This is a genomic window from Patescibacteria group bacterium, from assembly GCA_041674405.1.
GTDB lineage: Bacteria > Patescibacteriota > UBA1384 > XYA2-FULL-43-10 > XYA2-FULL-43-10 > JBAYVT01.
On sequence record JBAYVT010000003.1, the window covers coordinates 88,219 to 114,269 of the forward strand.

General features: G+C 43.8%; 30 protein-coding genes and 1 tRNA gene. 15 read left to right on the top strand and 16 right to left on the bottom strand.

Annotation, left to right across the window (positions count from 1 at the left end; translation table 11 throughout):
• Positions 1-12 precede the first annotated feature (12 nt).
• From WC080_02655 to WC080_02670, 4 genes are read right to left on the bottom strand one after another with little or no spacing between them, the layout of a single operon-like run.
• Positions 13-1,242 (bottom strand): hypothetical protein, encoded by a 1,230-nt coding sequence (locus tag WC080_02655; GenBank protein MFA7244160.1) that lies wholly within the window; start codon positions 1,240-1,242, stop codon positions 13-15.
• Positions 1,243-1,300: 58 nt separating this feature from the next.
• Entirely contained in the window at positions 1,301-2,665 is a 1,365-nt protein-coding gene (locus WC080_02660; GenBank protein MFA7244161.1) for a hypothetical protein, read from the bottom strand.
• A 25-nt stretch (positions 2,666-2,690) separates the two neighbouring features.
• Positions 2,691-3,296 carry a hypothetical protein gene (locus tag WC080_02665; protein MFA7244162.1) on the bottom strand — a complete coding sequence of 202 codons (606 nt, stop codon included), beginning with the start codon at positions 3,294-3,296 and terminating at the stop codon, positions 2,691-2,693.
• 9 nt (positions 3,297-3,305) lie between these two features.
• On the bottom strand, positions 3,306-4,256 hold the full coding sequence (locus WC080_02670; GenBank protein MFA7244163.1) for a hypothetical protein: 951 nt from the start codon (positions 4,254-4,256) through the stop codon (positions 3,306-3,308).
• Between the two features lie 194 nt (positions 4,257-4,450).
• On the opposite strand from WC080_02670, the gene WC080_02675 reads away from it, so the two are divergent.
• The 7 genes from WC080_02675 (at position 4,451) to WC080_02705 (ending at position 7,967) form a co-directional block, all read left to right on the top strand.
• Positions 4,451-4,813: a DUF1801 domain-containing protein gene (locus WC080_02675; protein ID MFA7244164.1), complete on the top strand. Its 363-nt coding sequence runs from the start codon at positions 4,451-4,453 to the stop codon at positions 4,811-4,813.
• Positions 4,807-5,475 (top strand): hypothetical protein, encoded by a 669-nt coding sequence (locus WC080_02680; GenBank protein ID MFA7244165.1) that lies wholly within the window; start codon positions 4,807-4,809, stop codon positions 5,473-5,475. The genes WC080_02675 and WC080_02680 overlap by 7 nt, the downstream gene beginning before the upstream one ends.
• Positions 5,476-5,486: 11 nt before the next feature.
• Complete coding sequence (locus WC080_02685; protein MFA7244166.1) at positions 5,487-6,077, top strand: Type 1 glutamine amidotransferase-like domain-containing protein; 591 nt, start codon at positions 5,487-5,489, stop codon at positions 6,075-6,077.
• 226 nt (positions 6,078-6,303) lie between these two features.
• A complete protein-coding gene (locus tag WC080_02690) occupies positions 6,304-6,429 on the top strand; it encodes a hypothetical protein (protein MFA7244167.1) in 126 nt (41 codons plus the stop codon).
• 11 nt (positions 6,430-6,440) lie between these two features.
• The gene (locus tag WC080_02695; protein MFA7244168.1) at positions 6,441-6,767 is read left to right on the top strand and encodes a hypothetical protein; all 327 of its coding nucleotides are present in this window, start codon (positions 6,441-6,443) and stop codon (positions 6,765-6,767) included.
• Between the two features lie 7 nt (positions 6,768-6,774).
• Positions 6,775-7,284, top strand: coding sequence for a hydrolase (locus tag WC080_02700; protein MFA7244169.1), 510 nt, complete (start codon positions 6,775-6,777; stop codon positions 7,282-7,284).
• Positions 7,285-7,352: 68 nt separating this feature from the next.
• The gene (locus tag WC080_02705; protein MFA7244170.1) at positions 7,353-7,967 is read left to right on the top strand and encodes a DUF998 domain-containing protein; all 615 of its coding nucleotides are present in this window, start codon (positions 7,353-7,355) and stop codon (positions 7,965-7,967) included.
• 89 nt (positions 7,968-8,056) lie between these two features.
• Here the strand turns inward: WC080_02705 and WC080_02710 are convergent, their stop codons facing one another.
• Entirely contained in the window at positions 8,057-8,968 is a 912-nt protein-coding gene (locus tag WC080_02710) for a hypothetical protein (GenBank protein ID MFA7244171.1), read from the bottom strand.
• 256 nt (positions 8,969-9,224) lie between these two features.
• Here WC080_02710 and WC080_02715 point away from each other — a divergent pair, with 256 nt between their 5' ends.
• From WC080_02715 to WC080_02745, 7 genes are all read left to right on the top strand, one after another.
• Positions 9,225-9,488 carry a hypothetical protein gene (locus WC080_02715; protein ID MFA7244172.1) on the top strand — a complete coding sequence of 88 codons (264 nt, stop codon included), beginning with the start codon at positions 9,225-9,227 and terminating at the stop codon, positions 9,486-9,488.
• A 214-nt stretch (positions 9,489-9,702) separates the two neighbouring features.
• On the top strand, positions 9,703-9,903 hold the full coding sequence (locus WC080_02720; protein ID MFA7244173.1) for a hypothetical protein: 201 nt from the start codon (positions 9,703-9,705) through the stop codon (positions 9,901-9,903).
• Between the two features lie 738 nt (positions 9,904-10,641).
• The gene (locus WC080_02725) at positions 10,642-11,790 is read left to right on the top strand and encodes a hypothetical protein (GenBank protein MFA7244174.1); all 1,149 of its coding nucleotides are present in this window, start codon (positions 10,642-10,644) and stop codon (positions 11,788-11,790) included.
• Between the two features lie 77 nt (positions 11,791-11,867).
• Positions 11,868-12,065 carry a hypothetical protein gene (locus tag WC080_02730; protein MFA7244175.1) on the top strand — a complete coding sequence of 66 codons (198 nt, stop codon included), beginning with the start codon at positions 11,868-11,870 and terminating at the stop codon, positions 12,063-12,065.
• A 92-nt stretch (positions 12,066-12,157) separates the two neighbouring features.
• The gene (locus tag WC080_02735; protein ID MFA7244176.1) at positions 12,158-13,213 is read left to right on the top strand and encodes a fibronectin type III domain-containing protein; all 1,056 of its coding nucleotides are present in this window, start codon (positions 12,158-12,160) and stop codon (positions 13,211-13,213) included.
• Between the two features lie 54 nt (positions 13,214-13,267).
• On the top strand, positions 13,268-13,903 hold the full coding sequence (locus WC080_02740; GenBank protein ID MFA7244177.1) for a hypothetical protein: 636 nt from the start codon (positions 13,268-13,270) through the stop codon (positions 13,901-13,903).
• Positions 13,904-14,125: 222 nt separating this feature from the next.
• The gene (locus tag WC080_02745) at positions 14,126-14,683 is read left to right on the top strand and encodes a ferritin family protein (GenBank protein ID MFA7244178.1); all 558 of its coding nucleotides are present in this window, start codon (positions 14,126-14,128) and stop codon (positions 14,681-14,683) included.
• A gap of 116 nt (positions 14,684-14,799) precedes the next feature.
• Here the strand turns inward: WC080_02745 and rpoD are convergent, their stop codons facing one another.
• The 6 genes from rpoD to WC080_02775 all read right to left on the bottom strand — a co-directional run bounded on the left by rpoD (position 14,800) and on the right by WC080_02775 (position 20,796).
• Positions 14,800-15,918, bottom strand: coding sequence for an RNA polymerase sigma factor RpoD (gene rpoD / locus WC080_02750; GenBank protein ID MFA7244179.1), 1,119 nt, complete (start codon positions 15,916-15,918; stop codon positions 14,800-14,802).
• A 159-nt stretch (positions 15,919-16,077) separates the two neighbouring features.
• Positions 16,078-17,817 (bottom strand): DNA primase, encoded by a 1,740-nt coding sequence (dnaG, locus tag WC080_02755; GenBank protein MFA7244180.1) that lies wholly within the window; start codon positions 17,815-17,817, stop codon positions 16,078-16,080.
• A gap of 34 nt (positions 17,818-17,851) precedes the next feature.
• Positions 17,852-18,367 carry an NUDIX domain-containing protein gene (locus tag WC080_02760; protein MFA7244181.1) on the bottom strand — a complete coding sequence of 172 codons (516 nt, stop codon included), beginning with the start codon at positions 18,365-18,367 and terminating at the stop codon, positions 17,852-17,854.
• 107 nt (positions 18,368-18,474) lie between these two features.
• The gene (locus WC080_02765; protein MFA7244182.1) at positions 18,475-19,137 is read right to left on the bottom strand and encodes a hypothetical protein; all 663 of its coding nucleotides are present in this window, start codon (positions 19,135-19,137) and stop codon (positions 18,475-18,477) included.
• Positions 19,138-19,246: 109 nt separating this feature from the next.
• Complete coding sequence (locus WC080_02770) at positions 19,247-19,717, bottom strand: hypothetical protein (GenBank protein ID MFA7244183.1); 471 nt, start codon at positions 19,715-19,717, stop codon at positions 19,247-19,249.
• A gap of 800 nt (positions 19,718-20,517) precedes the next feature.
• Positions 20,518-20,796: a hypothetical protein gene (locus WC080_02775; protein MFA7244184.1), complete on the bottom strand. Its 279-nt coding sequence runs from the start codon at positions 20,794-20,796 to the stop codon at positions 20,518-20,520.
• A gap of 200 nt (positions 20,797-20,996) precedes the next feature.
• Between WC080_02775 and WC080_02780 the strand changes: the two genes are divergently transcribed.
• Positions 20,997-22,373 (top strand): phosphoribosylaminoimidazolesuccinocarboxamide synthase, encoded by a 1,377-nt coding sequence (locus WC080_02780; GenBank protein ID MFA7244185.1) that lies wholly within the window; start codon positions 20,997-20,999, stop codon positions 22,371-22,373.
• A 379-nt stretch (positions 22,374-22,752) separates the two neighbouring features.
• Here the strand turns inward: WC080_02780 and WC080_02785 are convergent, their stop codons facing one another.
• From WC080_02785 to WC080_02805, 5 genes are all read right to left on the bottom strand, one after another.
• Positions 22,753-23,565 (bottom strand): hypothetical protein, encoded by an 813-nt coding sequence (locus WC080_02785; protein MFA7244186.1) that lies wholly within the window; start codon positions 23,563-23,565, stop codon positions 22,753-22,755.
• 59 nt (positions 23,566-23,624) lie between these two features.
• Complete coding sequence (gene def, locus WC080_02790; GenBank protein MFA7244187.1) at positions 23,625-24,212, bottom strand: peptide deformylase; 588 nt, start codon at positions 24,210-24,212, stop codon at positions 23,625-23,627.
• A gap of 2 nt (positions 24,213-24,214) precedes the next feature.
• Complete coding sequence (locus WC080_02795; protein ID MFA7244188.1) at positions 24,215-24,679, bottom strand: hypothetical protein; 465 nt, start codon at positions 24,677-24,679, stop codon at positions 24,215-24,217.
• A 105-nt stretch (positions 24,680-24,784) separates the two neighbouring features.
• Positions 24,785-25,660: an EamA family transporter gene (locus tag WC080_02800; GenBank protein MFA7244189.1), complete on the bottom strand. Its 876-nt coding sequence runs from the start codon at positions 25,658-25,660 to the stop codon at positions 24,785-24,787.
• Positions 25,661-25,707: 47 nt separating this feature from the next.
• Positions 25,708-25,798: transfer RNA gene (locus WC080_02805), tRNA-Ser, on the bottom strand.
• Positions 25,799-26,051 lie beyond the last annotated feature (253 nt).

The following is a 26,051-nucleotide window of genomic DNA, read 5'->3' on the forward strand; positions in this document are numbered from 1 at the left end:
AATTTCAAATTCTTACTTTAGGCTTTCTGATGCTGCGGTGATCAGATCGGAAATAAGTTTTTCTCCGGTTGTCTGGCCGCGATTCGCCTGCATCGCCGCCCAATCAGCATTCAGAGTTTCATCGCCCATCGCTGTAATCAGCGCTCCGGCACGATCAAAATTATTTTTCTCGCGATTATGCTCGCCAAAAATCAGCGACATTGCCTCAAGTTTGTTGGCAACGCCGGTCATCTTCTCATCTTTGGACGCAAGGCTTTTTTCAAGATCGGCTTGCGCCATTACAAGATTATTTTCTGCATTCTTTTTGTCATTGGTTAAATTTCTATTTAGGATAAATAGCCAGGCGGAGACTGCGATGAAAATTAACATTAGAGATGCGGCTATCATGCCAAAAGCTCCAATGCCGGATTTTTTTCGTAAGTATAATAACCAGTATAAAAATAAGGCGATAAGAATGAGCAGAACCGCTCCGGCAATATAATATATAAGATATGGGTTTTCGGAAGCTGAATTATTCCCCACATTTGCCGTGGTAGTTTCGACACCTGTTTGACTGCTGTCGTCTGTCGCGGTCGTCGCTGCCGTCGATGCAGCGCCATTGTTTTGTGATGTGCCAGAAGCTGAATTTGCCGATTGTCCGCTTCCACTCGGAGCAGCCTGGCTTCCGGTTCCTGAAGAACCGCTGCTACCTGTTGTGTCTCCGCCATTTGCGATATTCTCTGTAAAATTTACGGTTACTGAAAGAGTCAATGACGGCGCACCGGGAAGCAATGAACTTGCTGTGTAGGTGACAATTTTTTCTCCCGGGGTTGATGACTTCAGAGTGAACTCTCCTGTCCCAGAAATTAGATTGTAGTCCGGCAGGATTCCACCGCTGCCGCCCAATGGGTTTGGAGACACATTGTTGCCCGAACCGGAAATCGAAAGGGTCATTTTATTTGAATAAGCCGCTGCTCGGCATAGCTGGCCATCGTCAGTATCAACCGTTGCCGGCAATGGAGTCTGCGGCGATGCCCCATCACTACAGTCAATCTCAAAAGGAGTTTTCTGGGTATAGTAAGCGCCATACCAAAAATTAATCGTGTCGCTTCCATCTGCAACTGCCGTAGTTTTGTTGTAGGTAAGTGTGATTTTTGTAGCATCGACTGAGCTCACAGTTTCCATTGCCGACACTTGGTTTACAATTAGAAACGGCAAACAGAAAGTTGCAAATAATGCTCCTAAAACTAGAACTTTTTTCATATTTCCTCCCTCCTTGTTCGATTTACATTGGTGCGTCTAATCCTCCGAGCTGGTAATATTAGCTCTGGCTTTTCGGCGGTGTTGGAGGCGCAGGTGCTGGCCCGACATTTGCTGCAGTCGGAGTTGGCGGTACGGCCGTCGGTTTCTTTTTCCTCGTAGCAAGAATAATGATCAATATCAATATTATTAAGATAATTGCGCCACCGATGATTCCCGCCCACAACCAGTTCATCACCCATCCTGATTTTACTGAAATTTTGTTTGATCCGACTGCCGTTGTGAATGTCAGTTGTTTGAATCCCTTGGTCACTATAAGCTCGTTAGAGACAAACTTCTTTGTTTTGTAACCAATTCCCTCCATCGCCGCCTTGATTGCAGTCAGATCGTTGTCAGCTACATTCCTGCCAAGAATATAGATTAGTGTGCGTCCCTTCTGGGAAGCGATTTTAGCCTTGTCATCATAGACCTTCTTTATTACAGGAGTTACGACAGCATCAGTATTAGCTCCTTCGCCGGTTGGGACTACTGGAACGACATCGGGATAGCTGGTACCACCCCCGCCGACATCGCCTCCTGTACCTCCGGCGCCAGCGGTTGCGCTAATAACCATGTTGTATTCCGAAGCCGCAGTTTCACAGCCTGAATTAATATCACAGTTGATGCCAACATAGACTACTTGATCAGACGAAAGATCAACGCTGACTGTCTTAATTTCGCCAGCGTTTCCTGCCATTTCATATCCAAGTTCCGTGCGATTGCTGTCAAAAACTTTTACTGTCGGCACAGCCTTGGTATCCGGAGTAAGCTTGACAGAAAAAGGTCCCGCCTTGGCAGAAACAGCATAATAATCGTCGGTATCGACAGACGAATAGTATCCTGTGTAAGTCCCCGGATTAAGAGACATGGCTGATGTGATTGCTTGACCGGCGTCAGTGGTCGATCCGGCGTCGAAGCGGTCGGTTAGGGAAACTTCAAACGTGCCTGATTCCGTTCCCCAGGTGTCATCGGAAAGGCGGATGTAGAAAGTATGTGTGCTCTTGGTAGAATTGGCGAGTGCAGCGACTGTGATCGGAGCAGGGGCGTCTTCAAATTCCGAGACCATTGACTCTTTATCATCGGAAAATAACTCGATTGTATTCAGTGTTCCATACTGCGCATTTTCAGTCAGAACTTTGAATGTTCCAGTGACCTTCAGCTCCTGTCCGGCTTTAACGCTAATTGAGTAAAAATGTTTTTCGTTCTCCACCAGTCTACCGACGGTGTAGCTGCCGGCAGCAATTCCAACCGCGGTATCAATCGTACTGCCGCCGCTTGGCAAACTTGCGGCTTGAACCTTGGAAAAAGGAATGAAGATAGTCATTAAGGATAAAACCAAAAGAGATGCACAAATTTTGCCAAAGAATTGCGCAGTGTTTTTTATCATTTTCCCTCCTTAAAAATTATTTAACTTAGAAATACCAAAAAATCCGCTGTACGCCAGAGCGCAAAAGCTCTTTGAAAATTTCCGGATTCATCATATTGACCATAACGAGAGCGACTATAATAATTATCACCGAAAGCCACTTGGTGTAGGGCCCGGCTGTACGAAACAAAAGAATTAGTGATAAAACAGCCATCAATGTCGGTCCTAAGATCTTGATGTCGCCGAGGGGGACGTACTGGCCTCCGGCATAGATGGAATCCAAATTGAGATATTGTCCGAGATCATAGCTTACGCCGAAAGCAATAAAAATTATTTCCAGGACGATTACGACTGCCAGCGCCCACGAAGCGAATGTTGTTGACTCTCCCTTGGTTCGGTAAATTTCATATCCGACGACTGGCAACATGAAAAGCGACAGAATGAGCACGCTGTGAGTGGCAATCCCGACCAGCAATCCGATTATTGCCCAGACCGTGAGAATGCTACAAATCATCGCGGGAGAAATTTTATCTTTGGTTTTCTTTTTCTCTGTATCGGGTGGGCTTGCCTGGAAGTCTGCACTCTTTTGATATTCAATCTCCGTACCCTCCTTGGCAACGGGTGCCGGCCCGTCTGATCCGCCTCCTATCATTGGTCCTCCTTAATTTAACTTAGAAAAAAGCTTCTCGAATATTTTCTCAACTTCATCTTTGTTCAAAAATCCCTCGGCTCCTATCGTACTTGTTTTCGGGCTGACCTCCGTCCGGTGATATGTAGCACCTTCAACTCGTTCGCTGATTTTTTTCGAATCAAACTGGCTTACCGATTCGCAAGGAGTGGCGCCATCCGGTAATGATTCGTAGCTATAGAGCAAAGAGCCGGTAATCAAATAATTCTTCACTCGAACTGCAATACAAAAACGTTTTTTCTCGTCTTGGATCAAGAATACTGCTGGTCGGCCGAGCACCGTTCCTTGCTCATTCTGAAGCCCCGATTTTTCTCTTTCCGCCTTTATTTTCGGGGCCGAGCTCTTCATCAGGGATTGCATCTTGTCCATTTGAGCTTTTTGCGTCGGAGTCATTTGAGCTTGAACTACTTTGCTATTCAAAACTTTTTCGAGATCCATACCGGCCGGTGCACCGGGGATTTGCGAGTTATATAAATTACCTTCCGCCGTGTCACTTTGATTCTTCATAGCTTCTCCGGCGGTTTTTTCGTCTGGATACTCGACGACAATTATATCTGCTACCATGTCGTACTCTTCAGGATGAGATTTGTTCATCTCTTGCCTTAGTTTCTCAATGGTCTCGACGGTGACTCCCGGCATGTACCCAGAGGCTGCGCAAGCTTTCATCCCTTTGTAAAAATCCGCCAGATTTCCACGGGTCATTTCTTTCGAATATTTTACTCCGGTGGCCGCAACCGGTTCTGGCCCGCCAGAAATCAAGCCGCCATCCACCAGAGTGCGATCCATCTTAATCTCGGGGCTAAAATGACCGACAGAAACGACGGTCTGATTTACTGAAGATGATTTTTTGAACGATTTCCATTGGCTACCGGACAGGGCATCATCGATGGCTGAAATGGTTTTGTTAGATTTTTTGGCTTTCATCGCGAGCTCATCATAAATTTCTTGCTACAATTAGCATTGTACCACTCCGCTACAATAATAAAAGTAGAGTAAAGCACCTTCTTGTGGTCGTGCAAATTTATTTTAGCGAGAGATGAAAGAGAAAATGGTAATGTAATTTTGCGTTTATGATAATCAGCATTGTAGCACCACCAATGCAAGCGTATATTTAAAGCATGAAAAAATATGCAACGGTTGAGGATTATATTTCTTCATACGATCCTGAAACTCGGGAGAAATTGGAATTGATGCGGAAAATTATTAAAGAAGCCGCACCGGAAGCCGTCGAATCGATCAGCTACGGCATGCCTGGTTATAAACTGAACGGAAAGCAGTTTCTCTACTTCGGCGGATTTCCTACCCACATCGGTTTTTACCCCCTGCCGTGTGCGATCAGAGAATTTTCCCACGACATTAAGAAATTCAAACACTCCAAGGGGGCAATTCAATTTTCCCTTGCTGAACCTTTGCCGATAGGGTTAATAAAAAGAATGGTTAAGTATCGAATAAGTGAACTGGAAGATAATAACTCGTGTTAATAAATATAGAGGAACCGATTATAAATTATCTTTCGAATCTATACAATCTACCCGGGACGGTCAGCTACTGCGAGCAAGCAATCGGCCACATAATCAAACGGCCATTTGATACCGGTGGCAATATTGTCTTTCTAATTGTCGGGATAATAATTTTATTGGTGGGCAGAAACAAAGCACTCGCTAGAGCCTTCGGTTGGACGACAATTTTGATCTGGCTTCTTTCATCGATCTGGGATGCAACTGCTAGTTTTCTCTTTCAGATTTTCGATTTCACCGGAATGTTTATTTTCGTAACATTGCTTTTATTTTTGAATTTCGAGCGAATGGGGTTAAAAGTGGCTAAAATTTATCGCTGGCTGGTTGTGATTCTCGGCGCGGCGATATTTTTGGTATTTGGTGGACTTTCGCCTCATGTTTTCTTCGGCGCATTGGTTTTTGCCGTCATAATTACTGAATTTTTGGCGAGGCAAAAATATTCAAGAAAACTTTGGTACTTGGGCTTGGCTTCTTTCGCCACCGGATTCATATTTTGGATAATTGATATGAATAAACTCATTTGTGACCCGACAAAAATTTTCTCTGGCCGCAACTTAGAGCACCTATTTTTCTCGATAGCAATATATCTTCTGTGTGTACATTATAGTAAGATTCAAGAAGAATAATTGAGGGTAATATGAATATTTTTCTTACTTCACAAGCGTCGAGGGTTTTGGATAAGATTGTGGAAATGCTACCAAAACCACCCAGAGAACTCAGGGTGGCATTTATTCCGACAGCATCCGATCCCTACGAAGAGCATCCGTGGTTAGATGAGGATCGAGCGAAGTTTATCGAACTTGGATTTAATGTTATTGACTTCGATTTGAAGTATAAAACAGAGGATGAAACGCGCCAAGCTCTTAAAAATTTTGATATTTTGTTTGTTGCTGGTGGTAACACATTCTATCTTCTGAGCGAAGCAAGGAAGAGCGGGTTCTGCAAAGTTGCAAAGGAAATGGTTGAAGCTGGCAAAATTTACATTGGATCTAGTGCGGGAAGTTACATCGCTTGCCCAACAATCGAAGCAGCCACATGGAAAAATCCGGAGAAAGAACGATTTGGGCTGGTTGATCTAAGGGCTTTGTGCTTCGTAGATTTTATACTCACAGCACACTACAAAGACAAATATAAGGATGCAGTGGCTGAAGGCAAAAAAACTTCTAGATACCGTGTAGTTGTATTAACTGACGAACAATTTGTTGATAAAGATGGAAAAATTTACTAAAAATCTAATAGCCCCTTGTGGGATGAACTGCGGAGTTTGTCTTCACTATTTACGGGCAGAAAATAAATGCCCTGGTTGCTTTACCGGTCGTAAAGTAAATAGTCGACCGATCAAGTGCGGGCGCCGCCTATGCAAAAGCCGAACTGGCGTTTTCTGCTTCGAGTGCAATAAGTTCCCTTGCGACAGCATTGAGCGATTAGATGCGCGCTATCGTGAAAAATACGGCATGTCGGAAATTGAGAATTTACTATATATAAGAGACAATGGAATTGACGAATTCTTAAAATCGCAAGGGAAGAAATATATCAAAGGCGACAAAATATATTGCGTGCATGATAAAAAATATTATTAGAAATCTAAGCCATGAAAAATAGTACAGCAAAATTTTTCCTTTGGATTCCCAGAATTCTCTCGATCCTTTTCATTATCTTCATCAGCATATTTGCTTTGGATGTTTTTTCTGAATCACAATGGCTATTTGCTCTTTTAATGCACCTGATCCCCACTGCTATTTTGATTATATTAACAGCGATTGCCTGGAAAAACGAGTGGATCGGCGGAATGATATTTTTTGCATCTGGAGTGATTTTTTTGATTGCGACTCGCCTTGAGGCCTACATAATCGCTCTCCCATTAATTGCCATCGGGGTATTGTTTTTACTGAGTAAAAAATATGGTCTAAAGAAATGAGGTGTAAATGGCAAAACAATTAAATGAGAATGGAAAAGAGCTGGGACCGAATGATGAAACCGGCTGCTGCCCGCGATTTGATCCCAAACCGTGGGATGGAAAAGTTATTGAATGGGAAGCTAAAAAGTTTATAAAAGACCGCGTCAGAACGTTTATGTTCATGCCGATTAACTTTGGCAAAGTAATGACTAGAGCGATGAAAAAGATCGATGATTCAGATGCCAAGTCAGACGTCGGACTCTGCTTATCTGACCATACTTCAAAATGGAATATGGACATTTACATTGCCGTATCCAAAGAAGTTAAAGACGCGGATAATGTGACGATTTCCGGCAAGTTTTTATCCAAAGTTTACGATGGCCCGTTCAAAGATACGGGCATTTGGTGTAAGGATTTCGAGAATTATGCAAAAAAAGAGGGTCACGAGATTAAAAAGTGGTACATGTCCTACACTACCTGCCCTGCCTGTGCCAAAAAATACGGCCATAATTATGTGATTGTCTTGGGACAAATTTAATTCAAATCTTATGGGAAAAATAAGACTGAAGAGATCACAATAAATTCTTTGGAGATATCATTAAAAAAATGAAAAAAATATCAATTTTCGGTTTTCTTGGGACCGCTACATATCTTTTAACAATTATCATCGGTGGACTTTTTAGAGACAACTATCGGCTTTTTATTGACCCGATCAGCCGTATTTTTGCACGAGGCCTTCCTGGAAGCTGGGCCATTGCCCTGTTTCTTACACTAGGCAATTTTTTGATAATTGCGATCGCGATTGGGATATTTATTCGCTCAAAAAATACTTTTATCAAAACCGGAATGATTTTTTTGATTTTTTCAGGGATCATCGCGAGCATACTGTATAATTTTTTTCCAATGGATCCATGGCTCGGCGGCCGGACCCCGGCAGATGTCATACACAATGATATTTTTGGGGTTGTTGTTGCGAGTATTATTTTTGCCTTGTTTTTCTTTGCCCTGGGAGCCAAATTTGAACTGAGATACAAGAGTTTGTCCAAATATCTTTGGGCGACATTTATTGCGTTCCTCGCAGTTAGTGTTGCCGGCGGAATATCCTGGGATAATTTTCCCTATCTCACCGGCTCACTTGAGAGTATTTTTTTGTTAATCTTCATGCAATGGCTCATTGTGATTTCAAGAACGCTTCAACTAGAGCATAATAAAAACAATTAGATGTTTGGAAGGAAAATGAACGAGGACCAAGAGCCCAAAAAAGAAGTTTTTGAGGAAGACGACGAATCGGAATGGGAATAAATTTTATATCAGTAGGAATGGGTTGAAAAGAAAGCCCGAGCTTCATCTCGAGTTGAACTTATAGGCACTCCGCTTTGATAGAGCATCCTGATCGATCTTTGATCATTGGCCTTAAGCCCACCCCAATACATCATAATCGGATTACCCATCTCTGACTCTCCCAACCTATTCGAATGGCCCATAAAACCAACCGCATGCATCATTTCGTGCTTTAGAGACCAGCATTTTTCTTCGTTGCCCCAATCGCTATTATTTGGAAGATAGATTACCGCCGAGGTCATATTCCCTAAAGTATCATTTGTCGTATCCGCAAACGGTAAATAATTACCATTCATTTCCCGAAGTTCCTCCATTGTGACCATCTCGATCCTTATCTGCATCGCCGGTTGGTTGGCATCATGAACAATCCTAACTCCTCCAGAATTATTGTTGAAATCAGCAATGAACATATCAAGACATTGGTTATACTCTGATAAAATTACGCCAGGCCGCCCTGCGGCATAAATTGTACTTCTCGACCAACGTTTTGTATTCCTGGGTTCAAATTCACCGATACTGGAATTTGCTAGATCAAGATAGAAATCCAAGAAACTGACAGATGCGGCTGGAGGTGTCGTTCCTGGATTTGATCCTCCGGAGTTATCTTGTCCATCTGATTTATCACTTTTGGGCGCATCTTTTGTATCAGGAGTTTTTGTTTCCGGATTATCTGCCAGATTTTCAGCCGAGGGTTCTTCGTTGGGAAAATTTATTTCGATATCGTCTTTTGAATTTGGACCGAGAAAATATGAGCGATAACTAGCATATCCGGTGACAGCAAAAAATAAAAAAATTATTACTCCAAGAATGATCCAGCGGGTTTTTTTGGGGGTTTTGGCCTTTTGTTCTTCGCCAGGTTTTTGATCTTCCCTTTTTTCCATCAAAATTTATTATATTCCTCCGTCATCAAGTTGAAAATAAGTTTATGCTTGAGTAAAATAAAAGCAATATTGATATTGCTTAGTTGATTTCGAAATGGAGTCAAATGGAACAGTGGATTTTGATCCTTGGCTGGGGGTCGCCGATAGGCATCGGGATTTTCCTAGTCGCCATAGCGACTATGGTTTATATTCTGTCCAAGGCCAACAAGAAAAAAGAATAGGAATATTCTAAAATATTTCATTGGACGAAGGAATCATGAGACGATGGTTCCACTGGATTTTTTTGGGAATTGGAATCGTGCTCTTAATTCTTGGTGCAACCCTGGCATTTTATTACTACTACCGCTTGCCGATGGAGATCAAGTCCGGCGAATTCACCCACACAGCGATTGATGTCGTCCAAAGTAGCGGCAAATCGCCAGGAATTGTAACTTGGAAAATCGGCTCAAATACCTATACAATCGATAATTCGGGTGATGGCGGTGGGGCCTCCACTAAAGATACTGATACAAAAAAATAATTGACCTCGAGGAACTCTTTCGCTATATTTTAGCTGTTGGAAAAATGTTCTCGTGTTCTGCCCTTGGAACAATCAAACGAGCCCAACCGGAAAACTCAAGGGCCCCAAAAACTATTCAAATGCGGACTTGCCTCGAGTCGAAAAGGTTTACCTCGAGCTTAGTCGAGAGGTCGAAATTGGATAGTCTTATCAACCTAACTTCGCTGGAGAATTCATGGATAATAAAGAATTCAACAAGGCCTTCGATGAGGCAACAAAGAAGAAAATGCTCGAAGAGCCGGAAATTTGGTACAAACCGCGAAGGCACAGATGGGATGAGTGGGGCTCGCCGGTCGGACTGGGAATCTGGTGGTTGCTATTCTGGGTTACACCAGCAATCGTCATCTACATCCTCCATCTCGCCGAACTGATCTAGCAAGCAAAATAAAAATCGCCCGACATTTCTCGGGCGATTTTTATTTGGCAAACAATTTGAAAGTTTGCTCAAGAATATTGCAAAAAAGGCAAATTTATTGTATAAAATATACGCTCAATAAAACGGAGAAATCTGTGACTCGGAAAGGAGTTGCTGCGGTACCTATGACCGAAACCACCAACCACAAGAGACAGAGACAAGCCCGACTCCGCACTCGCCAACCGTTAATGCTTGACTTGAGCGACGGCGAGCTTCTGAAAGAGCTCGGCAACAGCGTCCGCGTCCACTTCCGGTGCGGCCACATTGAATGGGTCGACACTCGCACCCTCCTAGCTCAAGACGGAGGTCGAGCCGTCGCCACTGCAGCAGTCAAGTACAATGCGGTGATCCGTCGGAGCCAGACGTACTGCCCGGCCTGCAACAAGTGACGACTTCGCTACTCCGTACACCGCGCCCATTCCTGCAACTCGGGAATGGGCAAGGCCAGAGAGATCAAATAATTGATCATTCTGGCCTTTTTTGGATCAATTTCCATATTTATCTCCATACTCTCGAGCTAAAATAGAAATAATTTAGAATGTAAAACCTAAAGCTGGGACGATAAGCGAATATTCGGATCTAAATAAACATTAAAAGGTGGTAACCAACAGATTGTAGCTAGTGATTTTGGAGGAATTACTCTTTATTTGGCCTCTACAATTATCTATAATTAAATTATCTATTAACAAAAAGGAGCTTATGAAAAAAGTTCTCGCAGCAATAGCGTTATTGATTACAATATCAATGATGCCCTCGATGGCGTTGGCGGCAGATTTTCGAAGCGCAAAACAAGGACCTCTCGATATTGGAAAAGATGAAGCGGCCAAGAATCTATATGCCGCAGCCAGCACGATAAATACTTCCGCAAACATTAAAGGAGATTTGGTTGCTGCCGGAAGTTCGATCAACGTGCAAGGTGATGTCGAAGATAGCTTGGTTGCCGCTGGGTCCAACATAAATGTCCAAGGCAAAATTGGCCAAAATGCAAAACTGGCAGGGTCGAATATTAATCTGACTGGCAATATTGGTGGCGATTTGTTAGCAGGCGGAGCAATGATTTCCGTTTCTGATTCCTCAACCATTGGCGGCGACTTGATAGCTGGCGTAACGACTCTTTCGTTGAGCGGAACAGTTAGCGGCAAAGCGCGAATTGCCGGAACGGACGTTACATTAAACGGAAAAATTGATGGTGATACCGATATTTGGGCAACCAATGTAACCCTCGGCGACAAAGCAATAATTAACGGAAAATTAACCTATCATTCCCCGAACACAGCTGCAATTTCTGAATCTGCGAATGTAAAAGGTGGAATTGACTATCAAAAGACAGAAAACCAAAAGCAATATTACAGCAAAGCAAAGATGTTCGGGCTTTTCGGAACACTTGGAATTTTAGGCATTCTTGCAACACTTGCCTTATTGTTTGTTGTCGTTTATTTGCTGCCCAAAACAAGCAAGAATTATGTTACGGAAATGCTTTCTTCTTTTTGGAATAATCTCGGTTGGGGTTTCCTCACACTCGTTGCCGTACCGGTAGGCCTAATAATCGTTTCAATTACCATAATCGGGGTTAAACTCGCCGCAATTCTATTCCTTCTTTATGGTGCGCTTTTAGCAGTCGCAGGGATCTATGGCACTATTGCAATCGGCGCCCAACTGCTTAGATGGTTCGATTCCCGCCTGAAGGAATTTCGTGTTGATTGGCTAACAATTCTGATAGCGACGCTTGCAACAATCATCCTTGCTTTGATTCCGATTGCTGGCGGCCTAATTGTCTTCGCTTTCATGCTTGTCGGCCTCGGGCAACTAGTTCAAAATATTACTCGGTTTCTAAAAAGCCAACGCTAATTTTCTACTTGACCACGGTTTGCTCAATATCTATAATTGTAGTGTATTATTTTTGATTTAATTATCGAGGGGAGTTTATGAAAAAAGTACTCGTGTATGTAGGACTGGTCTTGTCGATAGTGGCTGGTTTAGTGTTGTTTGCGTCAAACGATTCCAAGGCAGCGGCCGAGGGGCCAACATGTAATTTTATCCCCGATAATACAAATTCTCTCTATGGAAAGACAGCACAAACAATACTCTGGCTGAAACATTCACAACAACCTTTGACAAAATAACAAAGGTTGATGTCAAGGCAAACAGCTTAGGAGGCTTTACCGGCACTATCACGGCTGCGATTTATTACGAGCCTGAGATGGGCATAGCAGGCATGACGACACGGAAATTTACAAATATGTCAGCCATGGATGATTATGAATTTACTTTTAATTCCCCTTTCACCGTACACCCTGGAGTAAATTACCAATTAGTGCTGTGGCTCACAGACAAGAATGAAGCTGATTTGTCGGGCACTTTTTATTGGAGGGTTTCGACAGATGCATCTTGCTATCCCGATGGTTATATCAAGATCAATACAATAAATGATTACCCGGCTTTGGATTTTGGTTTCCAAGTTTACGGAACAAAGGCATCGGTCCCAGCAGATGGTGATAATCCTTCTGACCAAACTGAAGAAACGACCGGGTCTACGCCATCCGAAAATGTTTCATCATCTATTGCCAAACCGACTTCCCTTGCTGCGGCATATGTCTCTGATTCAACACCCAAAGGCGTGAAATTGACTTGGAAAGCATCAACAACTACAGATATCGATGGCTATCGCATTTACCGCTCAACCGTGAAGGGAAAGAGCTATTCCAGGATTGGGCAAGTTGAAAAGACCAAATTGGAGTTTGTCGACCAGGCCGCCGAAGCATCACAAACATACTATTATGTAGTCCGTGCTTATAAAGCTTCTGATGAATCAGCGAGTTCCAACGAAGCTTCGCTTCAGGTTCCAGCCGATGCCGCACCTATTTCACCACAAAATTTGCACGTTGTTTCATTTACTGACTCTAAAATCAAAGTTGCTTGGGATAAAAATCCGGAATCAAATATCACAGCTTATACCTTGGTGATTTACAAAGGAGACAATGTTGTCGAGACAGTAACCCTGCCAGTTGCAAGCACAGAAAATATTTTTTCAAATTTAAGTGCCAATACCGATTACCGCATTACGGTACTTGCTTCAAACGATAAAGGTATCTCCTCTTCCGTATCCGAAATTACGCAGAAAACCGCAGCGGGCGCAACTCAAGTTTCTGCCGGGAAATTCGAAATGACGACCTTGACCTGGATATTGTCCGGAATAGCGGTCCTCTTGATCGGCACCTTGATACTCCTAATTTTGCGACGAAAAAGATTGGCAAAAAAGATCATACGATAACAAACTGGAAAAAAGCAGATTTTATAAAGTCTGCTTTTTTCGTATAATCAGTGCATGAATAATAAAAAACTTCTAATTTGGATGACTTGCTATGGCGGCTGGGCACCGGATTTAAGATCGAGGATTGAAATTCGAGGTCATGATGAGTATTTAAATGGCGTCGTCGATTTTGTGGTAAAAAATAACAAAAATATAGTCAGCTTTTTTATTTCTGGCGGTATGTTTGATAGTAAGGGCAGGACCGAATGTGAGACAGTTAGACCGGAACTTATTCGTCGCCTTGCAGTAAAAGGCATCCAAATCAATATTGAAACTGATAAAAAGAGTATTACAGGCCAAGAGATAATGGAAAAATTTCTATCAACTTGGCAATCAGAATATTCCGATGCTGATCCCGTTTTATTTGTTGACCAAGTTCGGGCTGAAGTTAATAGATACTCTTTTCATTATTATTGTAAGAAACTAGGTATCGATAATCTTAATGAAGACGTAATCCATCCACTACACCGCCTCGACGATCACCCAGACAGCACATTAGAAAAACAAGCTAAAAAACTTAAGATGATGAAGGAAAAAGGCGTTGACTTCGTCGAAAAAGAAGAACGGAAAATTCGTCTTGAGCTAGCTAAAAATAGCGAAATTAATACGATTTGTAGAAGAAAAGATAGTAAACAAGGCCATAAACAATAGCAGCTGCGACCAAATAAATCACTATCCATAACCAAACCGGCGTCTTCCCGTAGCCGCCCTTATCCTCTTCGGGCATACTTCTCCTTTTTTAATTAACTGCTTCGATTTTATTTGATAACTCTGCTGTAATCATTGTAGTTTTCTTCAATTTTGTAGAAAAAATGATCGACTTTTATTTCTATCCTCGCTAAAATGTATAAAGAATTAAAAAAGTGAGGTTTTATGAGCAAAACACAGGAGAATTTACTTAAAGCGTTTGCCGGCGAATCGATGGCGAGAAACAAGTACACATTCTTTGCCAAGAAAGCGACAGCTGAGGGATTAATTTGGATTGCTAAAGTGTTTGAGGAAACGGCCGACAATGAGCGGGCGCATGCCGAGGAAGAATACGAAAAAATGGAGCCAGCTGTCGAGATGACAAATACTTACGACATTAATTCTTTGGGCACGACACTCGAGAATTTACGCCATGCCGCCGCCGGCGAGAATTTTGAATGGACGAAAATGTATCCAGAATTTGAGAAAACCGCGGAAGAAGAAGGAAACGCTGAAGCTGCCAAACTTTTCAAGGAGATCAAAGAGGTCGAAGAGAAACACGACGAGCGCTATACAATTCTTGCGGACAAACTTGAAAAGGGTGAACTATACAAATCCGAGAATGAGATTGAATGGAAATGCCTAAATTGCGGATACATTCATAAAGGAACTTCCGCACCCGACAAGTGTCCTCTCTGCACCAAGCCACAAGGCTGGTATATGGGATTGGGAATCGTCAGATAACTAGTCCTTAGTTTGTAGTCCTTAGTTTGTAGTAATGAAAAAATGACCATGTGATGGTCATTTTTTCATATTTGTATTTGCTGAGGACTACGGACTACTCACTAGAGACTAGCGAACTATTTCAGGTAGTCTCTTAACTCTTCTGATTTTTCGTGTTTCTTGAGTTTTTGCAGGGCTTTAGCTTCGATCTGGCGAATTCGTTCGCGGGTGACGCCGAATTCCTGGCCGACTTCCTCAAGTGTATGCGTGCGTCCGTTCTCAAGCCCAAATCTCATACGCAAAATTTTCTGCTCGCGCGGTGAAAGCTCGCCAAGAAACTCGTTAACGTGGCCCTTAAGAAGTTGATAAATCGCCGATTCCTCCGGCGACAAGTTCTTGTCGTCTTCGATAAAATCGGAAAGTTTAGAATCCTCCTCTTCGCCCACGGGTGCTTCAAGAGAAACTGTTTCTTGTGAAATTTTGATAATATGTTCGACTTTATCAAGATCAAGCCCCATTTCTTGGGCAATTTCCTCCGGAGTCGGTTCGCGGCCAAGATCCTGAACCAGTTGGCGTTGGACACGGATCAACTTGTTAATCGTCTCAATCATGTGAACCGGAATCCGAATTGTTCTCGCCTGGTCGGCAATAGCTCGAGTTATCGCTTGGCGAATCCACCAAGTGGCATATGTCGAGAATTTATAGCCTTTTTTATAATCGAATTTCTCAACTGCGCGCATCAATCCCGTATTTCCCTCTTGGATCAAGTCGAGAAGCGATAGCCCGCGGCCAAGATATTTTTTGGCAATGGAAACAACCAACCGCAGATTAGCTTCGGCCAACTTTTTCTTCGCAACCTTGTCCCCTGATTCAACTCTCTTTGCTAGGCGGACTTCGTCTTCAGTGGACAGAAGAGGAATGCGGCCGATTTCACGTAAATACATGCGGACAGAATCGTCATCGGCAATTCCTGATATATCAAGGTCTTTGTCATATTTACTTTTGGCTTTGTCATCGCCGATTGCAGTTGCAATTATTCCGCCAGGTGCACTTTCTTTGAATTCGATGCCCTTTAGGAACATATAATCAAATATCTCATCGAGTTCAGCAACATTTTTTTCCGGCTCCGGCATCGCCTGGATCATTTCTCTTGCCGTAACAAAACCATGGGATTTACCTTTTCCAAGAAGCTTATTTACCTCTTCTGAAAATGGCAGTGGTTCTTCTTTTTTGAGTTGAAATACTTTTTTTGCCATAATATATAACCCCCAAAAACTAAATTCTAAGCCCTAAATCCTAAACGATCCTCAAACAATCTCAAATCCGCATATTTACACTTTTGAAATTTTGGATTTTGGATTTATTTTGAGTTTAGGATTTTTTCGTATAACAATCGTGATTATATCATTTCACGCCTACTTAATCAACTCTTGGAACTCAGAGAGAAGTTTTTTAATCTTCTCGTGATCGCCGGACTCTTCGGCCGCTTTTATTCGAGCAGCAAAATCGAGCTTGATATGTTCATTCGAATCACGCTTAATTCGCTCAACCAAAAATTCGATTTCTGACTTTAATACATTCTCATCACCTATTTCAATATCTGCTACTGATAATGCCGCGATCCCGTCCAAGGCGAGCTTTTCTTTGGGCAAATATTTGTCTGCCTCCATTTTTTGATCAGCAATTTCATTCAGGAATTTAATCACCGGCTGATTTTCCGACTCCAGACTTGAAAGGCGCAGTTTTTTTGTGTCGACGAATTTGGTCACTTCCGGTTTGGCCCACAAAATCCCAGCCAAACGCTCAACCGCGGTTAGATTTGGGGCTTGGGCCTGCTCCACAGAGCCTTTTTTGGCCTCATCGGATTTGGTTTTTGAGAGCGCATCCAAGAGCGAGGATTCAGAAATGGCTAGCTTGCCCGAAAGATACTTCAAGTAGTGCTCCTTTTCAATATCGGAATATATAATTTTGATCACGGGCAATATTTCTTTGGCAATTTTTTTCTTGGCAGAAACTGAAAGATCGGGATCTTTGCGAACAAGAAGATCAATCCAATACTCAAGTGCCGGCTTAGACTCTTTTACTGCCCGCTCCCAATTTTTTGGGTCAGCCTTGATCGCTTCATCGGGGTCCTTGTAAACTTTAGGCAAAGAAATTATCCGTGCAGTAATGTCATTTCGCAGTGCAATTGTAATCGCTTTCTTCATCGCCGCTTCACCCGCCACATCGGAATCGAAAGAAAAAGCGACTTCTGATGCGTAGCGAGACAATATTTTGAGCTGATCTTCGGTCAAGGCCGTTCCGGACGAAGCAACGACATTTTTAAAACCGGCCTGATGACAAGCGATCACATCCATATTGCCTTCAACAAGAATGGCAAGATCAGCCTCTTTAATCGCCATTTTTGCCTTATCAAGCCCGTAAAGCACCTTGCCCTTAGTATAAATCTCCGTCTCAGCGGAATTGACATACTTTGCCTGCTTCTCATCGTCTTCCAGAACGCGTGATGTAAAAGCAATCACCGAGCCCATGACATTGTCAATCGGAAACATGATTCGGCCGCGAAACCGATCATAATAATCGCCTTTCCCACTCTGCGCCATTAACCCGGCTTTGGCGATCTCCGGCGGTTTGAACTTGAATTTAATGCCAAGAAATTTGCGTAAAAAATCCCAAGAGTTCGGCGCATAGCCAATGCGAAATTCACTTATCGTCTCATCGGTCATCCCACGTTTTTTCAAATATTTACGCGCTTTTTCAGCCTTCGGATGATCGGTAAGAATTTTATGATAAAGTTTTGCAGCAATCTCGTTAATTTCATAAAGGCGAGTTTTTTGATCGGCCCTGTGTTCAACATTGCCATATTTAACCGATTGCGATTTTAATTTTATACCGGCGCGATCAGCAAGGATTTTTAGAGCATTGTAAAAATCTATGCCCTCAATTTTCTCAATGAAGGTAAAAATGTCGCCGCCTTCCCCACAGCCAAAGCACTTGAAAGTTTGCCTCTCCGGTGAAACCATAAAGGAAGGAGTTTTTTCATTGTGAAAAGGGCAGGCTGCCTTATAATTGACGCCCGCCTTCTTAAGCGTAAGATAGCTTGATATCACCTCGGTAATATCAAGCCTCTCCTTTATTTGTTCGACTTCATCCATGTAGACCAATTGTATAGAAAAAAATCACTTTGGTCTAATTAGCATCAAATTGCATACAATATTTGGCATTTTGGTTTTGCAGCTTTTTGGGCTTCTCTTGCTTGATGTGATATGCCAACACAAGCTCGTCATATAAGCCTTCAATCAGTTCATATCTGCGCGCTTCTGCAAGATCCACCCATGCAAAATCAATTATTTCATCACCTAATTTTATTCCGCCCCCAGCATAATCAGCGGCAAAACTTATCACAATGGTCGGAATGTTATCTGGCCGTATAAAAACTAAATTTTTTATATACGAAATATTCCTAATTTGGATCCCAACTTCCTCGGCACATTCTCGCATTACCAAATGGTCAAGAATGTGATGCCAATGCTGTGAGGTATTTTTGGGTCGATGAATATAATCGTTCAAATTTAATTTTCCACCGGGGAAACCCCATAGTCCCGCCATGGCAGTTTCTTTTTTCGATCTCCTAACAATCAAAAACTTGTCGCCTCGCATTATCGCCGCCGTTGCCACCACATAATGGTTGTTCTCTTCTTTCATAAACCTCCTTGGGATTATTATCCCAAGGATAAACCTGCCGGTTTTGCATGTAAAAAAATAAAAAATGCCAATTACTTATTGACACTAAATGTCGTAGGAAAGAACAACTATTCAAAATAATTGCATTCGCAAGGAGTTTTCTTGCAGACATGGCAGCCATCTTTAAACATGGCCAGAAATTCATCTTTAAAGTCAATTTTGAAATAATTAAATATTCTAAGCAGCATAACAAAATAATCCGCTGTTAATATTTCGATCTCTCGAAATCGGCTTTTTCTTTTTTCTCTCACAAAGGCGCGAAAAGCTGACATGAGTTCCTCGAATTTAGAGCGCAATTTTAAATGGTAATTTTTTACTTTTGAAACTGGATATATTTTTAGAAGTATTTCCTGCCACTCGGAAATATCTTGGGGTTTTCGTGATGGCGGCCGACCGGTTTTCTGCGATTTTTGTGGTTCTAATTCATTGCAAATACAAGGAATTTCAAGGCAGAAAGGGCATTTATAAGAATATCTTTTCCAGAGATTTTCCGGCAAATCAATGTGAAACCGATTTACAAAAGCAAAAAGCCATGCGAAAGAGACCATCATATTATTAAACGCTTCGGGAAGCCTATTTTTATTTTGTTCTTCCATATATGCGGTAAGAAAACGCTGATGGTTATAAAGCAGATCTTCGACAGAATAAAGGCGATCATCGGGTACCTGATAGATTGCTTCAATACGAAGAAGGATATCGTTCAAGGATAGATTTTCTTCATTTGTTCTCATGCATTCATAGTATCATATTTGTCAAATTGGCCTTTAAAAAGAAACCGCCCGTGCCAGCATAGCTGACACGGACCGGTCTCCCCTTTCTTTGGTTTGTTGCCACGCGACGCTACCCACCTTCCGGGCTGGTCAGGACCTCCTCAATGACCAGGATTGACCTCTCCAGATCAAGGCCATCCAAGATAGCCTCACATTCGTTCAGAATCAGCCTGGCGCCCTCCATCGCCGTTGTCTCTCCTGTCCTCTGAGTCTTAAGAGACTCGATCCGGGCACGAAGGGTTTCGATCTCTCCCTCGATTCCCTCGATCTCGTGATCAAGGCGGTCAACTTCGAGACGATGCCCCTCGATTTCTTCTCGCACCTTGTCGGACGCTTCCTTCAAGTCCTGGTACGGACCAGAGGCAAGAAATCTGTGCATCCACTCGAGACACGCCCGGGATTCGCCATCATTCGGCCTGCGCCCAAGCATCTGCGAGATGGTGCCAAAGGCACAAGATGTGAGAGAGTAGTGCCCGTCCACGCGACACAGATCCCGCTCCTTCACGCGAGCAACGGCATCACGCACACCCTCATTGGTCACTCGGCTCGGTGACCCAAGTATCTCGCCAAGGGCCCTCCGTGCGGCGCCCTTGACTTGGCCCTCGGTCAGCACAAGCCTACTCTTTGTAGTCATCCCGCGAATGATCTCGTAGAGCACGAGCCCATCCTGATCGCTGAAGCGCAAGAGTGCTTCCATTGCTGCGTCGTGTTCGGCTTCCTCGGAGTTGGGTGGTAGGACCTGTTCCTGTTCGGTGTGCTCAATCTCCTCAGTCTCATCAACCTCGAGGGCCTTGCCAGTCACGACTGCGTCGAGGCGGTTGAGCAGTTCGATGATCTGTGCCGGGCTCGGGCCATTGCTATCGGTGCTATAGACCCGGTAGGTGAAAGTGCCATGCATGGCCCGCCGGGGCATCTTGCACCTGATGAGGGCGTAATCCCGATCACCGGGATTGTCTACGCGCACTCCCCAGACACGATCCTCTTTCGGGCCACTTGTGGTGTCCACATCTGGTATCGAGATGGCCTTAAAGGGTCCGTGAAGGCCGGCTTCATCGAACTTCCCAGCTAGCCATCTCGGAAAACCAGGTGGCGACCACGACCCTGACGGGTGTCTGGCACTCCCGACGACCTCTACGCTCGTTGTTCCTACCATTGCTTCGAACTGTCTACGTTTTGCCAAAGCGGTTCACCTCTCCCTGAAAGCGTTGGTACGGCAACACACTTATACCACAAAAAGCCAAAATTGACCAGCATAATAGCTGATCTTATTGCTAGCGATTAATATGAAAATGCTAAAACCGAAAAAAGGTCAACAAAAATATTTTAATATTGAGGTTGTTCTTAAATCCGATTGATCTTTAAAACTGAATCTTGCAAAGAGGCTTCCACTTCTTGCCCGATTTCCAGATTTAAATTTTGGCGCAGGGTTTTCGTCATACCAATGAATTGATCAATTGAACCATCAATAATAATGGCAGATAATCCATTAATAATTGATTTACCCTTACAAACGCCGAGATTCTTTTGATTCTTTGGGCTTAGAGCACACAGAGGAGTGCTTTTGACATCTTTAAATTTTTTTAACGTCTCTTTCTTAAAACCACGAACGATTAGTTTCATAATTCTCCTTTGAATTTAAATATTTGTACAAAGAATAATAATATTTCACTACTTTACATAATAACAGAAATATTGTTTTACTTAGCCAATGGTTCAATAATAGTCATTTGATCAATAATATTTCATTTACTATATTTCTCTGGTATAAGCATATTATGGTTGTCTCGACGTTATCCTAAAGGAAGGACTGGTGGATACGATTGAAAAAGGTACCGACTAACCGTAATCCGAGGAGAGGCAAGCTGGAAGGAGAGGGAAAGACCAAGCGGCTGTACCATGCAGTCGGCAGAGGATTTGGGGAGGTGGTGATCGTAGAGCAGAAGAACACGATCACCAAGCACAACGACCCCTCCCAGACCGAGGAGTTCGAGTCTAAGGGCCGCTGTTCCACGACATTCGCCTCGCGGGTTTTCGAGCTGCTCACCGCGGCCGGAATCCCCAATGCCTTCATTCGCCAGACGGGCGACAACGAGTTTCTCATGCACAGATGCAAGATGCTGGGACTCGAGGTCGTCATCCGCCGTCTCGCGATGGGCAGCTACTTTGACCGCAACCCCCACATGAGGCCCAAGGCTGGTGATCCGGCTCCGCGCCTCCACCGGCTGGTCATCGAGATGATGCTGAAGACCACGGAAGGGATCGTTCCGCTCTTGAACGGAAGCACGCACGACACCGGCATCCGCGATCCCAAGCGGCAAGATCCGCTCATTGTGGATCCATCGGCCGAGATCTGGAAGCTCGCACACCCGCATCTCCCGCTCTGGGACACCGAGTCCTACATCGGCGAGATCGAGGCCAATCGCGTGATGGATCCTGTCCATCTCGAACAGATCGAACGGCTGGCGCGCCTCATCTTCCTTCTCCTGGAGTCAGCACTCACCAATGTGGGTAGCCGACTGGCGGACCTCAAACTCGAGTTCGGCTTCCTGCCAGACGGAACACTGGTGGTCGCCGACGTGATCGACCCGGATTCGCTCCGGCAAGCCGTGTGGAACAACGATCTGGACGCGTGGATAGACTTGAGCAAGCAGAGCTTCCGGGACGGCATAGGCCTTGAGGAAGTCGAGCGCAAGTACCTGAACGCGGCCATGCTCGCGGAGAGGATCCGTGTTCCTCGCCAAGCGCTCATCACGTGGATAGGATCGCCCAAGGACACCCACCCGCCGGTGGACAGTAAGCTACTGCTTCACACCGGCATCACCCATGAGAAGGTCATGATCTCGGGACACAAGCAGCCCGAGCACGTTCTTCCCGAACTCGAGCACCTCCTCGCCCAGTACCCCGATGGCGGCGTGATTATCGCCAAGGTGGGGATGTCCAACGGCTTGGGCCCGATCCTCGCCGCTCGCACCTCTCTGCCCGTGATCTCGGTCGTCGCCAACGCGGCCCCGGACGATCACGGGGTAGTACACCTGGAAGATGCGTGGAGTTCGCTTCGCATGCCCTCAGACGTGCCGAACCTCACGGTGCTAAGCGAGAAGAACGCCATCACCGCGGCGCTGAACATCCTTGCCCGGAAGGATCCGGTGCTGTACATGTTCCGGCAGTACGAGATCGAGAAGCTTGCGGCGGTGTAACCGCCAGCGAGCCCGTACAAAGTTCTTCCATCCCGGAAGACAATAGCAGCAAACGCTTCAGGCGGCCCGACTCGGGCCGCCTGAAATGCTACAGAATCAAAATTCTCATTAATTATCCGATGATATACCGACATAAAATACATTAAGAGAAGGAGGCCCGCGCAGTACAGTCGGGCCTCGTTGCTCGGCGGATTACCGCCATCGGTCACCTTCTTCTCTCCTTGTGATTCTTTAGCGCCCAACGAATGAGAAACTATTAAAAATTAGACGAAATATTTCCAGCAGAATCAACAATACTAAGTTTATTGTTTGGCATATGCAAAAGTATTTCAGCATGACTGCAAAAATTGAAATAGAGAATATATTTGAAAACGATAATTTACTTGCGATATTTTTTCAGCAATCTATCGCTTACCGGAACAATTATCATCAGCCCGGCTAATAGTCCCAGGACCAGCCACTTATTTTCGGAGACAGGATTTTGCGGCCCGGTTTCCGGCAAAGCTGTTATCGTAGTAGTTGTAGCGGGTGTAGCAGGATTGTTAACAACAATTCTAACTGTTGACGAAAGATAAGTGTCCTCGCCTTCAGCCTTTGCCTTGTCGAGATCAAATACCCCCGCAATCCTTTCTGCATCTGGACCAACAACATAAAATGTGCCAGTTATTACTGTCTGATCGGGAACGTCAGATTTTATTCTAGCCGAGATTGACCCAATCTCGGCGTCCATCGTGGTGTCCAGACCATTACTCAAAATAATTGCTTCGGGCGAAGAATATTCGAAAGCATTAGTGTCAAGGTCCAAATCTCCCATTCCAGAGCCGAAAATATCAAGATTCTCAAGATATTCCGCGTTTGTGAAAGAAACGCCAAAAATCGGGTTTATGCTAGTGTTACCCTCGACCCGAGTGAGTCCGAGAAAGGTCAAATTATCACCAGGACTTGCTGTCAACGTTTCGCCAAGGCCACCGGCCATTTCCGGATTGGCCGAATAGTCGGAGTAGTTATACAAATCATCATTTGTCGCCTCAAGAAAACAATTCTCTATCTTGCACACCAATGCGGCCATATAGAGAGAATTCCCCTCTCCTAAGTCGTAGTATGTTTCCGGAGTAGCGCCAGCAATCGTGGGAAATAATGAACTTATAGCCATAGCGATCATCGTAGTCCAGACTAGACAAAATTTTTTCATATCCCTCCCTTATTTATAAATACATTATATCAAATCAGGCTATTGACAGATATAAAGTCTCAAAGATATTTCACGGTTTTTTTTGTTATCACCGACGCCGTTGTCTGAGCTTTAGACATCTTGATGTCTCTGATATAGAATTCGGCCGACGTTAGTTTTTTGTAGTCGGTTATTTTTTCAATGAACTCAATTCCGTTTAAATGATCATATTCATGCTGGATAACCCGTGCAAGAATGCCGTCGCAGCTAAGCTGAAACTTTTTTCCGTTTTGACCGGTCGCTTCAATTGTGATTTCTTTCGGCCTTTTCACCGGTCCGAAGATCTGGGCATTTGCGAAACTGCCACATCCTTCGTAGGCGATTGATTCTTCGAGAGAACTTTTGATAATTTTCGGGTTAATGTAGATTCTTAATTCATCAGATTGATCAGCTGTTCTGAACTTTGTCTCTCGCGGTTCTGTAACAAAAATTTTGAAATTTTCACCAATTTGAGGAGCAGACAGCCCGACGAGAAGCTCTTTACTCCTCAAGCTATCGATCAGATCATCAATCACTTGCTTGGTTTTTGGGTCCCCAAAATCAGTCACAGCTTTATTCTCAGCCTTCAGCCTTGGATCGCCAACTTGTATTGTTTCGCGAACGGCCATAATTATTCCTCAATATTTTCAAACCTTCCATCCTCATATGGCGGCAGACAAATTTCATATGCTGTCAGCGCCGAATCAGGCGCCGCTTCCCATTGCATCGTATCATCAATTCCAATTGAAAAATATTCCGGTTCCTCATCTTCCTTCTCTACATCATAGATTTTTTGGCTCCCATCAGGTTTTGTAACGGTCAATTTGCCTTTGCCGGCAAGATAACCTTCAATTGTTGATTCTCCTTTGAGGACTCGCTGCAATGGTGTTTTCATACCTGGCTGAACGCGGATAACACCGAGGTCCTTATCAGGATCGTCATCGAAAGTGTAGACATCACACTCGACCCCATCGATGACTTGCATAGTCTCGATGAACGAGACCGGTTGCCAGTCATGTTCGTGCCTAAATGCACCAATCTTGTCATGATTTACTTCGGCATATTCGCTTGGGGTTGTGCTGCCTTGTTCGTTCATCGCATGCTCCAGTGAAATTGATATTTACTAATATTACCAGAAAGGCTGAAATTCTCAGCCTTTAGCTCCGTTGGTATCTTCTCAAATTCTATGGATTATGCAAAATTATAACCCAATTTTAACCAGAACAACACCAAAAATTAGGATTAAGCTGCCAATAATTGTTTCAAGTTTTGGCTTATCTTTGAAAAAAATAAAGCTGAAGAGCAGAGCAAAGAAAACCTGCGATCGAAAAAGCGCTGTGACAATTCCTACGTTTCCACCGCCTATCGATACAAATCCCAAAATATTGCCCATTGCGAATAACACTCCCAGGGCAAGTAATACCCATATATTCATTGAGATCTGAGATATTACTGCGCTTCTTCTGGCAAATAAATAAGGCAACAACCCAATGATTATTACCATATTTTCTATGAATAATGTAAAAATGACGTTTTTCGGAAATGTTCCTAGAATTGCAATTTTGTCGAAGACTGAAACAAATCCAAGCGCGATAACTGAAATAAGCATTAAGAAGGCATATTTGTTTTTTACTAGAATTTTGAATGGTTCAAGTAATCCCTCTTTTGCAGTACTGACATTTATTGTATAAATTCCGACAAGCGAAACCATGCTTCCCGCCAGAGAAATCAGGGAAGGTCTTTCTGAAAGCGGCGGCAAGAATGCCAGTGTCATGGTGACAATCGGACTCAAAATAATTATTGGATATATTTGAGATATGGGAGCATCTTTGATCGCTCTAAATTGAGTAATTCTCGATAGTGTATAGAAAATGGTTGAACATAGTACGCCAACAATAAATAGGACGCTGAGATTTGGAATCCCATCTTTGAGAGCAAAATAAGACATTAGGGTAGTCGAGATCACAATCATCGTCCAGAACAGAATGACTGGGTCGACTTTATTTAAAATTCTTTTGTTTAGAACAACAAGAATTCCAGATACGAAAGCGGCAGATAGAGCAATATAAAACCACATACTTTATTCCAATCAGTTTTGCAGTTCAGTTTTATTTAATGTGTAATTGGCGGTGGGAGAGGGATTCGAACCCTCGAGACCCTTGCGAGCCTACACGCTTTCCAAGCGTGCGCACTAGACCAACTATGCGATCCCACCAACGGACAAATTCTACCATATTTGAAGCTAAAAAAGAAGTCCCGACAGCCTAGAAGGCTCCCGGGAGATTCCTCGAAACCTGGATCTTCAGTCAGCGTCCGCGGCGAGCCGCACCTTGGTCCCTCCAACCGCTCCCACTATGGGCCTTCGGAGTAACGCCCCTTGCAGGTTTGTTCCTCCCGTTGGGCTTCGTGCTCTTGGTCTTAACCTTACCCAAGCTAGACACCTCCCTGTAATCTACAGCCGAGATGGA